Genomic DNA, 11,639 nt, shown 5'->3' with positions numbered 1-11,639 from the left:
CCATTGAGGAGGTATTATCATGAAGAAACGTAATATTCAGAAAATTATAGAACCCATCGTCCGCCGCCCCGGCTGTACGTCATTTGCAGTGATTGGAGACCCGGGATGCGAAGGGCTGGGCACTGTTATGATGAAGACGTACGCAGGCGCGCTGGAGAAGGCAGCGAAGGAGGATATGATTCTCATTGCGGGCGATATGGTTCCTGTTGGGGATGAACGGCACTATAAAAATGTATGTACCCTCACGGAATCCGTAGCCGAAAAAGATGTATTTGTGCTCCGGGGAAACCACGATACAGGAGACTATGAAGCTTTCTTCGGCCTGCACGATTACGCGGTCCTTGCAGAGACCTTCACCATTGTGGTGGTGGATAATGCCTTCCGGAAATTCTCCGATGCAGGGCTTGCACTTCTGGGACAGGTACTTGCCATGGAGGAATGCAAAAATGTGGTGATCGCGTTCCACATACCTATTCCAAACCATTTTACGGGAAATTCAGTCTCCCAGGAGGAGTTTGAACGCCTGCGGGCAGTGTATTTACCCTATAAAGAGAAGATCAAATATTTTGTGTGCGGCCATGTCCACTCCTGCTTTGAGGACGAAGTGGATAACATCCCCTTTGTCTGTACAGGGGGAGGCGGTGCCATTATTGAGGACGTATCCGAGAATATCAAGGCAGCGGATGTGGAGCATCACATTGTCCGCTTTGCCCGGGAGAACGGCAGGCTCTGCCACAGGTTTGAAAATCTGGGGGATGCCCCTTACCAGAGGGAGCGGGAGGATAAGATCACCAGGAGTCAGCTTGAGGAGACGGTAAAGGGAGAACTGTATGCGTTTCTCAGATATCAGACCTTTGCGGAACGCGCGGATAAGAGAGGATACGGCAGGATCGCCAATCTGTTCCGCGCCCTGGCAGAGTCGGAATACCGGCATGCCAAGAGCTTTTACGCCATTTTAGACAAGCCGAAGGCCTTTCATGAATCCGTGGACACCTATGTGCCGGGAGAGGAATTCGAGTACGAACGGCTGTACCCCATGGTTGCGGACTACGCCCAAGAGCATGATCTCCTGCTGACCAGGCAGGCTTACCGGGATGCCGCTTCCGCGGAGAAAGCCCATGCAAGGCTTCTTCGGGAGGCTGCAGACGGTGACGAATTTGAAAAAACCGTATTTTATGTGTGCCCGGTCTGCGGATGCCTGATGGAGAGCCGCCCGGAGCGCTGTCCGGTCTGCGGGGCGCCGGCCGGGGAATTTTTAGTATATGAAAGTAAAGAAGAGACGGAAGAGGGATGACAGAATTATGACACAGAGCATTACAAAAACAGGTCTTGTTTTGGAGGGAGGCGGCATGCGCGGTGTGTTTACCGCAGGCGTGCTGGATTATTTTCTGGAACAGGACATACAGTTTGACACCTGTATTGGCGTTTCCGCAGGTTCCTGCCTGGCCTGTAGCTATCTTTCCAAGCAGCACAGAAGGGGATACCGGACGATCACCGGATATCTGGATGACCCCAGATACTGCGGAATAGGCAGTTTTATCAAAACAGGCGATTATTTTGGAGCCGAGATGCTGTATAAAACCATTCCGGAAGAGCTGGACCCCTATGATTATGAGACTTTTGACGCCAACCCTGCCGGGTTTTACGCTGTGGTGACAAACTGTGAGACCGGGCAGGCAGAGTATAAGCAGATCAGGGATCTGCGCCGTGAGATTTGTTATATCCGCGCGTCCAGCTCCCTTCCTCTTATGTCCAGAACCCTGTGGATCCGGAAGAAACCCTACCTGGACGGAGGCATCACAGATTCCATTCCCATCCGAAAATCCGAGAGCCTGGGAAATGAGAAAAATGTGGTGATTCTCACCCGCGGCAGGGAATACCGGAAAAAGAAGAACCAGATGATGCCTCTTCTGCGCATCCGCTACGGCAGACAGTTTCCAAAGCTTGTAGAGCGTATGGAAAACAGACATCTGGATTACAACGAGACCCTGGATTATCTGTACCGGGAAGAAAAAGAGGGCAGGGTTTTCCTGATCCAGCCTCCCAGGCCTGTGGAAATCGGGCGTATAGAAAAGGACGGGGAAAAACTGGAGGCACTTTACCGCCAGGGATACGAGACAGCCGCACAGAGAGCAGAGGCGCTGAAAAAATACCTGGAAGGCTAGAGCCTGTTTGACGCTCTTAAGGAAGCTGCCGGACAGGTTTATGTAACAAGAAAAAACAAATATTAACATCCTGAACTATGTTACTGAAACGGAAAGTTTTCTATAATAGAGCCAGGAAGACGAAAAGGGGTCTGCCGGTGCGGGCCCCTTTCGTTTGGGAGGGCGCAGAGCCATTACAGCGGGTATCTGCAGCAAAGTTCTTAATAGGAGATTCAGGAGGGTTTCGTAACATGAAATACGGACATTTTGACAATGAGAAAAGAGAGTATGTGATTGACAGGGTAGATCTGCCTACATCCTGGACCAATTACCTGGGAGTAAAAGACATGTGTGCGGTTTTGAACCATACCGCAGGCGGATATATTTTCTATAAATCACCGGAGTACCACCGCATAACCCGCTTTCGGGCCAACGCAGTTCCCATGGACCGCCCGGGCCATTATGTGTATATCCGGGATGATGAGGACGGAGATTACTGGAGCGTATCCTGGCAGCCGGTGGGAAAACCGCTGGATCAGGCAAAATACACCTGCCGCCACGGTATGTCCTATACGGTCTATGAATGCGATTACAGCGGCATCAAAGCGTCTCAGAAAATGTGCATCCCCAAAGAGGACCCGGTGGAGCTGTGGGATGTGAAGATCAAAAACGACAGCGGACGCACCAGAAGCCTCAGCGTGTATTCCTATCTGGAATTTTCCTTCCATCAGATCGAGATGGACAATAAGAACTTTCAGATGAGTATGTACGCGGCTGCCTCCTCCTGCGAGGACGGCATCATTGAACACGACCTTTTCTATGAAGAGTTTGGATTCCAGTGGTTTACAGCCAGTTTCCGGCCGGACGGATTTGAGTGTCTGCGGGATGAGTTCATCGGCTCTTACCGCACGGAGACCAATCCCATCGGGGTGGAAAAGGGTGTTCTTGGCGGCGGTTTTGAGAAGGGCAACAACCATTGCGGAGCCCTGCAGAAAAAGCTTACACTGGCTCCCGGTGAGGAAGTGCGCCTGGTGTTCATGCTGGGCGAGGGAAACAGAAAAGCCGCTTATCCCTACAGAGAAAAATACAGCAGTTTTGCCAATGTGGACGCAGCCTATGAGGAACTGAAAAACTACTGGGAGAGCAAGTTCGACAAACTGCAGATCCGGACTCCAAATGAAGGCATGAACACGCTTATCAATACCTGGACTCTCTATCAGGCGGAGATCAATGTGATGTTCTCCAGGTTTGCCTCCTTCATCGAAGTGGGCGGACGGACAGGACTGGGCTATCGGGACACTGCCCAGGATGCCATGACGGTACCGCATTCCAATCCGGCAAAATGCCGCCAGAGGATCATAGAGCTTTTAAGGGGCCAGGTGTCGGAGGGATACGGCCTGCATCTGTTCCAGCCGGAATGGTTTGACCCGGATACGGAAGTGAAGCCCTTTAAGTCCCCCACAGTCGTGCCCACACCCAGTAAGGACCAGATGATCCACGGTCTGGAGGACACCTGCTCAGACGATGCCCTGTGGCTGGTCAGCTCCATTGTGGAGTATGTAAAAGAGACAGGGGAATTTGAACTGCTGAAACAGGTGGTGCCTTATGCGGACAAAGGCGAGGGCACAGTCTATGACCATATGAAACGAATTCTGGACTTTTCCGCCAGACAGGTGGGAGCTGACGGCGTGTGCAAGGGTCTGCGCGCGGACTGGAACGACTGCCTGAACTTAGGCGGCGGCGAGAGTGCCATGGTATCCTTCCTGCACTACTGGGCGATACAGAGCTTTCTCGAGATGGCTTCTTATCTGGGCGAGAAAGAGGATGTGGAGAAATACAGGTCAATGGCTGAAAATGTGAAAAAAGTTTGTGACCGGGAGCTGTGGGACGGAGAGTGGTATATCCGCGGCATCACGAAAAACGGCCGGAAGATCGGAACACAGAAGGACAAAGAGGGAAGAGTACATCTGGAATCCAATGCCTGGGCAGTGCTCTCCGGCGCGGCGCCCAAAGAAAAGGGAACAAAGGCCATGGATGCTGTCTATGAGAACCTCTTCACTCCTTACGGCATCATGCTCAACGGCCCCTCCTATACGGTGCCGGATGATGATATCGGTTTTGTGACCAGGGTGTACCCGGGCCTGAAAGAAAACGGTTCTGTGTTCAGTCATCCCAACCCATGGGCATGGGCAGCGGAATGTATGCTGGGCAGAGGCAGCCGTGCCATGGAGTTCTACAACGCTCTGTGTCCGTACTATCAGAATGACATGATAGAGGTGCGCCAGGCAGAGCCTTATTCCTACTGCCAGTTCATCATGGGCAGGGACCACACAGCCTACGGCAGGGCACGCCATCCCTTCATGACAGGCAGCGGCGGCTGGGCTTACTTTGCAGCCACCAGATATATGCTGGGCATCCGTCCGCTGATGGACGGACTGGAGATCGATCCCTGTATTCCGGGTGACTGGGACGGATTTTCCGCGCACAGGGTATTTCGCGGTGCGTCCTTTGATATCACAGTGGAAAACCCGGACCATGTGGAAAAAGGCGTGAAGGAAATCTGGCTCAACAAGGAAAAAGTAGATAAGATACCGGTCTGCGAAGCAGGCAGTGAAAATACAGTAAAAATTGTTATGGGATAACTTGTGGGTTCGTACAGGAAGGAGAGAACAGCAATGATCAAATTTGGAACAGGCGGTTGGAGAGCAATTATAGGTGACGGCTTCACGAAGGAGAATATCCAGAAGCTGACAAAGGCCCTTGCCATGAAAATGAAGGCAGAGGGCGTGGAGAAGGAGGACATCTGCATCGGATATGACAGGCGTTTCCTGGCAAAAGAGGCAGTTATGTGGTCCTGTGAGGTGCTGGCAGCGGAGGGAATCCGCGCCTGGTTCATCAACAGGTCCTCACCCACACCACTTATCATGTATTATGTGATGGCACACAACCTGCCATACGGCATGATGGTGACAGCCAGCCATAACCCGGCGATCTATAACGGCATCAAGGTCTTCACAAGAGGCGGAAGGGATGCCAATGAAGTGCAGACCGCAGAGATTGAGGAATATATCGCAAAAGTGGAGGAGGAGATCGCCGCTGGAACTCCCATCGCCGCCATTCCCTATGAGCAGGCAGTGGCTGAGGGGAAAGTGGTGGAATTTAACCCTCTCAATGAATATCTGGACAATATCATTGCCGCTGTGGATGTGGAGGCCATCAAGAACAAAGGACTCCGTGTGGCTCTTGACCCCATGTACGGTGTGAGCCAGACATCCCTGAAGACTCTGCTCTCCATCACCCGCTGCGAGCTGGAGATCATCCATGAGCGCCACGACACGCTGTTCGGCGGCAAGCTGCCGGCACCCAATGCCCAGACCCTGCGCTCCCTGCAGAACTATGTGCTGGACAGAGGCTGTGACATCGGTGTGGCCACCGACGGGGATGCGGACCGTATCGGTGTCATTGATGATACGGGAAAATTCCTGCACCCCAATGATATCTTAGTGCTGCTGTATTATTATCTGGTAAAATATAAAGGCTGGAGCGGCCCGGTCGTCCGCAACGTGGCAACCACCCACATGCTGGACCGTGTGGCAGAGAGCTTCGGGCAGAAATGCTATGAGGTTCCCGTTGGCTTTAAGTATATCTCTTCCAAGATGGAGGAGACAGACGCCATTATCGGCGGGGAGTCTTCAGGCGGCCTGACCGTAAAAGGACACATCAACGGCAAGGACGGCGTATATGCTGCCATGCTGCTGGTGGAAATGATCGCAGTGACAGGAAAGAAGATATCCCAGATCGCCAGGGACATTGAGGAGGAGTACGGAAGTATCTATATGGAGGAGAGGGACTACAAGTTCACGCCTGAAAGAAAAGAGGAGATCCAGAGGACCCTCATGGTGGATAAGGCCCTTCCCGATATTGACGAACCGGTGGAAAAGGTTTCCTACATGGACGGCTGTAAGATCTACTTTAAAAACGGAGGCTGGATCATTGCCAGATTCTCCGGCACAGAGCCTCTTCTGCGCATTTTCTGTGAGATGCCTGAGGCTTACCAGGCTGTCCGCATGTGCGAGATTTTCGAGGAATTCCTGGAACTGAAAAATTGATCGGATAAAGGATGAGGGTATGCTGCAGGATGTTAAAATTTTGCAGCATACCCTCTAATTTTTTCTGCGCAAAAGGATAGTACATGGTATGATAGAGAAAGAGCGGTGCCGGGACGGGAACCGCAGAATGCAGGAGAGGGGAAACGAGATGAAAGAAAAGAAGAAATTTTCCATCCAGTGGAGAGTGATCGCCATTGCTCTTGGCTGCTGGATGATACCATTTGTGCTCATGGTGGGGATGATGGTCCATTATATCCTGTCCAATCAGTTAGGTGACCGGGTGGATAATATGACGGACCAGGTGAACTTTAATATGCAGACAAGCGTGGAGCGGCTGAACCAGGCCATAGAGGACTCCAGAGACGCCTCCTATGAGGGGGAACTGCGCTCCGTATACGAGGCTTTTATGAACAATCATTATAAAGATTACTGGCTCAGCGGCAGGGTGCGCGGATATCTGAACACCAAGTATACCAAGGATAAAAGCTTTTCCAGCACCGTATTCTGGTATCTGGATGATCCGGAAAAGCTGAACGGCGAGGTGTACAATGCAAGCGCCGGCGGGTCCTATCATCAGATTGACACCTATTGGAAGGAAGATCACGAGACAGTGAAAAAATATGCCGAGACCCTTGATACAAACATCGGTTTTCTGGAGTGTGACGGCAGGGTCTACATGATCCGTAACCTGGTAAACCGTTCTTTTGAGCCTGTGGGTGTACTTGTCATGCGTATGAATATTGCCTACTGCTTTGAGGGCATGCGGCATTTCCTGGAAGACTTTGATATGAGTATCTATTTAAATGAATTGAATCTGGAGTTCAGCCAGGGGAAAGAACAGACGAAGACAGAAGGACTTCACCCTGAGGAATATCCTAAGGGAAGCACCTGGGACGGGGGCTATCTGTATATCAGGAATCTGGTGAAGGAGAACAGCTACAGTCTGGATACCCTTGTGCGGATACCTAAGATGGTGGTCATGGATTCCATGTACGCGTACCTTCGTATTCTGGGCGTGATGATCGTGCTGCTGGTGCCTTTGGTGGTGTTCCTGATCCTCATGGTACGGCGGCATATCCTGCAGCCCACAGAACAGCTTATGGAGGGGGCGAGGGAGATCCAGGAGGGCAATCTGGGCTATCAGATCACCTTCGAGGCGGGAAGCAGGGAGTTCGTCTACCTGACAGAGTCCTTTAACCAGATGTCAAGCCGGCTGAAATACCAGTTTGACCATATTTACCAGGAGGAGATGGCGCTCAAGGATGCCAGGATCATGGCCCTGCAGTCCCACATCAACCCCCACTTTATGAACAACACACTGGAGATCATCAACTGGGAGGCCCGTCTCTCCGGTAATATGAAGATATCCAAGATGATAGAATCCCTGTCTGTGCTCATGAACGCTGCCATGGACAGGAAACGCCGCCATGTGGTGCCTCTGAAGGAGGAGCTGCAATATGTGGAGGCCTATCTTCATATAATGAAAGAGAGGCTGGGAAGCAAGCTCACTGTGGAGGTGGAGATTGCGGAGGACACCCTGAATGAGAAGGTGCCGAGGCTGATCCTGCAGCCCGTGATCGAGAACGCCATAGAACACGGCGTTATCCGAAGCGGCAGCGGCACAGTGGTACTGAGAAGCTACAAAAAGGGGGACTACCTCTATCTGGAGACCGAGAACAACGGTGTGATGAACGAGCAGGAGAGGGCAAAGGTGGACAGGCTGCTTGCGCCTGACTACGACACCAGCAAGGAATCCTCCGGCAATCTGGGCATAGCAAATGTGAACCAGAGACTGGGTATTTTGTACGGGGAACCCTGCGGACTGGCCATTTTCCAGGAAAAAGATGACCGGATTTGTGCCCGCTTGACCATTTTTGTTGGTCTAAGAGCACAATAAAAAGCAAAAAATCACAGCCTCAGTTATTCGCTTTTTACAATATTTGCGGTATTATAATGTCATCAAGAAAAACAAAGCAAAACAAAGCAAACAGGGAGGTAAGTTAGTTATGAAGAAGAAAGTTGTAGCAGTTTTACTCGTTGGAGCAATGGCAGGAACCATGCTGGCAGGCTGCGGCGGCGACAGTAAAGCAGCGGACGCTGGTGACGATACCAAGAAAGAAGATACCGCGGATACATCGGATGACAGTGACGAAGGCAGTGCGGAAGGCAAAGTTACATTGAATGTGACCACAACTTTTGCAGGAACCGAGAGCAATGTGGATAAATATCAGGAAACCATTGAGAACTGGCAGAAAGAGACAGGAAACAAGATCAATGATTCCTCCGCATCTGCAGATGAAGCCATGAAAGCCCGTGTGATCACAGACTTTGAGACAGGTGCAGAACCGGATGTTATGTTCTACTTCAACGGCAATGATTCCAACCCCTTCGTAGAGGCTGACAAGGTAGTTTCCATTGATGAGATTCGTGAAAAATACCCGGACTATGCGTCAAATATGAATGATGACCTGATCCCGGCATCCCCGGTAGACGGTGTAAAATATGCGGTTCCTTTCTACGGATACTGGGAAGGCATGTACGTGAACAAGAAAGTCTGTGAGGACGCAGGTGTTGAGATTCCGGGACCGGATACCACATGGGAACAGTTCATGGAGACCTGCCAGAAGATCAAGGACGCAGGTTATACACCGATCGCCGCTTCTCTGATCAAAGAGCCGCACTACTGGTTTGAGTATTCTATCTTCAACCATGACACACCGGCAACACACGTGGCAGTACCGGAAAAAGTAGATGACAAAGTGGGCAAAGCCTGGGCAGAAGGCATCGCTGACATCAAAGATGTTTATGAAAAAGGCTTCTTCACAGAAAATACCAATACCTGCGAAGCTGACGAGGCATTCCAGGGATTCTTACAGGACAAAGCAGCATTTTATGTAGACGGTTCCTGGAAGATGGGCGGTATCAGAGATAACGCTGAAAACATTGATAACTTCACCGTTACCTTTGTACCGGGACAGAATGAGAGAAAGACAACAGATATCATCAGCGGTCTGTCATCAGGATGGTACATCTCCAAAAAAGCCTGGGATGATCCGGAAAAACAGAAAGCAGCTGTAGATTTAGTGGAATATTTCATCAACACAGAAACCGTTTCCGATTTTGCAGGAACAGCCACAACATCCTTAAAAGACGGCGCCCAGATTGACGAGAGCAAACTGAACTCTCTGGAAAAAGACGCCCTCACCATGCTGAAATCCGTAACCGCTACATCAGGCGCATGCCAGGATCTGTGCACCGAAGATCAGAGAGCTCCTATCTTCACAAATATGCCGCAGATCGTAGAAGGTCAGATGGAAATCAATGACGCGATCCAGCAGGTTATTGATGCAATGGAAGAATAATCATATCTGTATCCGCAGATAAAGTATTTGTAACGTAAAAACTGTATTTTTTCAAGGACCGGAGAGGAAAAAATCCTCCGGTCCTTCTTAAAGAAAAGCAAGTGAAGTAACTTTCAAATGGACGCAGGTGTTCGCTTGAAAGTCTGGGAGGCGAAATCTATGAATAACACATCAAATATTTATAAGAATAAGAAGCCGGCCATTTTTTTCCTGCTGCCTGCATTCCTGTTCCTGATTCTGTATCTGTACTACCCATTTATCCAGAACATCTTCAACAGTTTCATGAAAATCAAAGGACTGGCAACTCCGGCCAAAGGGTTCAATGACCCGGTTTACAAAAACTACACACGTCTGTTCACAGACCCGAACATGAGAATTGCCCTGAAAAACACGCTTATCATGATTATCGTAACCATCGTAGGGCAGGTGGGAATCGCAATTATCATAGCACTTCTGGTAGATAATATTAAAAGAGGAGCGAAGTTCTTCCGAATCGTTTACTTCTTCCCGATCGTTATCTCCGCAACCGCATTAGGACTTCTGTTCAACCTGATCTTCCTGTATGACAAAGGTATGATCAACCAGCTTCTGGAGTTCCTGGGCATGACGAACCTGACAGACTGGAAGGACGAGGCCCACGCCATAATGACCATGATGATACCGGTCACCTGGCAGTATGTGGGATTCTATTTCATCATACTGCTGACCGGACTTAACAATATATCGGATGAACTGTATGAATCAGCATCCATTGACGGAGCCACAAGGTTCCAGAGAGTACGTTTCATCTCCATCCCGCTTCTCCACAATGTCATCTGCACCTGCTGTGTGCTGGCTGTGACAGGAGCACTGAAGGTCTTCGACCTGCCATGGATGATGTTCCCCAACGGCATGCCCTACGGCAAGACATGGCTTACCGGCACGTATATGTATTACTACGCGTTCGTGGCAAGTGACGCGGACTACAGTTCCACCATTGCGATCGTAATTGTTGTTCTCGGCATCATACTATCCAAGGTTGTAAATGTCATTTTCAAAGAGAAAGATTATTAGAAGGGAGATATAAAAAATGAAAAAGCGTAAATTTTCACCAGGAATGTGCGTCGTATATCTCATCCTGATATTCTGGGCACTTACAACAATTTATCCGATTTTGTGGGTTATCTTAAACTCATTCAAGGACAAAAAGAAAATAATAGCAAATTCCTTTGCACTTCCCATCGGGGATCTGTTCAGTATGGATAACTACAAGACAGCATTTGACAGGCTGAACATCTTCACCGCATATAAAAACAGTATCATCGTTTCCTGCTGTGTGGCCCTTGTGGTTATCCTCCTGGCAGGAATGGCCTCCTACGCACTGGTCCGCTATAACCTGAAAACCAAGAAACTGCTGAACACACTGGTTGTGGCAGCTATGATGTTCCCGGTATTCGCAACCATCATCCCGGTATTCCGTATGGAGTTTTCCTGGGGAATCGTAAATACCGATAAGGTTTCCCTCTCGCTCATATCGCTGATACTGCCGCAGATAGCCGGAAACCTGGCCTTTGCCATGGTGGTGCTCACAGGGTATATCAGGAGTCTTCCCATTGAGCTGGAAGAGTCGGCGTACCTGGAAGGCTGCAATCCCATGCAGATCTTCTTCAAGATCGTGGTACCGCTTACGAAACCATCGTTTGCAACCGTCGGTATCTTCAGTTTCCTGTGGAGCTACAATGACCTGTTCTCCCAGACCTTCTTCCTTCGTTTCAAAGACCAGTGGGCGATCACACGACTGCTCATGGAGATCTCTTCCAGAGAAGGAACAGACTATGGCCTTATGGCAGCAGTAGTGACACTGATCATCGTACCGCTTCTGGTTGTGTATGTATGTCTGCAGAAGTACATCATCAAGGGTATGACAGCGGGAGCTGTAAAAGGATGATGCCTGAATCATAAAAGCTATAAGGAAAGTATTTGGTGGAAAACCGGCCAAATACTTTCCTTTTTTTCGTTAATGTTTTATAATAATAAAAAGTGAA

General features: G+C 49.8%; 8 protein-coding genes. All 8 read left to right on the top strand.

The features are described from left to right. Positions 1 to 19: 19 nt before the first annotated feature. On the top strand, positions 20 to 1,294 hold the full coding sequence (locus LC508_RS09515) for a ferritin family protein (RefSeq protein WP_103731301.1): 1,275 nt from the start codon (positions 20 to 22) through the stop codon (positions 1,292 to 1,294). After that, positions 1,263 to 2,165: a patatin-like phospholipase family protein gene (locus tag LC508_RS09510; RefSeq protein WP_225305354.1), complete on the top strand. Its 903-nt coding sequence runs from the start codon at positions 1,263 to 1,265 to the stop codon at positions 2,163 to 2,165. The genes LC508_RS09515 and LC508_RS09510 overlap by 32 nt, the downstream gene beginning before the upstream one ends. Before the next feature lie 230 nt (positions 2,166 to 2,395). Beyond that, positions 2,396 to 4,786: a GH36-type glycosyl hydrolase domain-containing protein gene (locus LC508_RS09505; RefSeq protein ID WP_103731300.1), complete on the top strand. Its 2,391-nt coding sequence runs from the start codon at positions 2,396 to 2,398 to the stop codon at positions 4,784 to 4,786. A 33-nt stretch (positions 4,787 to 4,819) separates the two neighbouring features. Beyond that, entirely contained in the window at positions 4,820 to 6,253 is a 1,434-nt protein-coding gene (locus tag LC508_RS09500) for a phosphoglucomutase/phosphomannomutase family protein (protein WP_103731299.1), read from the top strand. A gap of 88 nt (positions 6,254 to 6,341) precedes the next feature. Further along, positions 6,342 to 8,150, top strand: a complete 1,809-nt coding sequence (locus LC508_RS09495) for a sensor histidine kinase (protein ID WP_225305353.1) — start codon at positions 6,342 to 6,344, stop codon at positions 8,148 to 8,150. Between the two features lie 109 nt (positions 8,151 to 8,259). Next, the gene (locus tag LC508_RS09490) at positions 8,260 to 9,615 is read left to right on the top strand and encodes an ABC transporter substrate-binding protein (protein ID WP_033141940.1); all 1,356 of its coding nucleotides are present in this window, start codon (positions 8,260 to 8,262) and stop codon (positions 9,613 to 9,615) included. Between the two features lie 159 nt (positions 9,616 to 9,774). Further along, complete coding sequence (locus tag LC508_RS09485; RefSeq protein ID WP_033141941.1) at positions 9,775 to 10,668, top strand: carbohydrate ABC transporter permease; 894 nt, start codon at positions 9,775 to 9,777, stop codon at positions 10,666 to 10,668. Between the two features lie 16 nt (positions 10,669 to 10,684). Further along, positions 10,685 to 11,542 (top strand): carbohydrate ABC transporter permease, encoded by an 858-nt coding sequence (locus LC508_RS09480; RefSeq protein WP_033141942.1) that lies wholly within the window; start codon positions 10,685 to 10,687, stop codon positions 11,540 to 11,542. The last annotated feature ends 97 nt before the right edge of the window (positions 11,543 to 11,639 follow it).

The sequence above is a fragment of the Blautia parvula genome (assembly GCF_020215665.1).
GTDB classification, from domain to species: domain Bacteria; phylum Bacillota; class Clostridia; order Lachnospirales; family Lachnospiraceae; genus Blautia; species Blautia celeris.
Note: the sequence above shows the minus strand (reverse complement) of the source record. Positions and strands in the feature narration are given on the sequence as shown.

Coding starts and splice junctions, on each gene's coding strand:
- LC508_RS09480 (WP_033141942.1), top strand. CDS start 10,685: ATGAAAAAGCGTAAATTTTCACCAGGAATGTGCGTCGTATATCTCATC.
- LC508_RS09485 (WP_033141941.1), top strand. CDS start 9,775: ATGAATAACACATCAAATATTTATAAGAATAAGAAGCCGGCCATTTTT.
- LC508_RS09515 (WP_103731301.1), top strand. CDS start 20: ATGAAGAAACGTAATATTCAGAAAATTATAGAACCCATCGTCCGCCGC.
- LC508_RS09490 (WP_033141940.1), top strand. CDS start 8,260: ATGAAGAAGAAAGTTGTAGCAGTTTTACTCGTTGGAGCAATGGCAGGA.
- LC508_RS09500 (WP_103731299.1), top strand. CDS start 4,820: ATGATCAAATTTGGAACAGGCGGTTGGAGAGCAATTATAGGTGACGGC.
- LC508_RS09510 (WP_225305354.1), top strand. CDS start 1,263: ATGAAAGTAAAGAAGAGACGGAAGAGGGATGACAGAATTATGACACAG.
- LC508_RS09495 (WP_225305353.1), top strand. CDS start 6,342: ATGATAGAGAAAGAGCGGTGCCGGGACGGGAACCGCAGAATGCAGGAG.
- LC508_RS09505 (WP_103731300.1), top strand. CDS start 2,396: ATGAAATACGGACATTTTGACAATGAGAAAAGAGAGTATGTGATTGAC.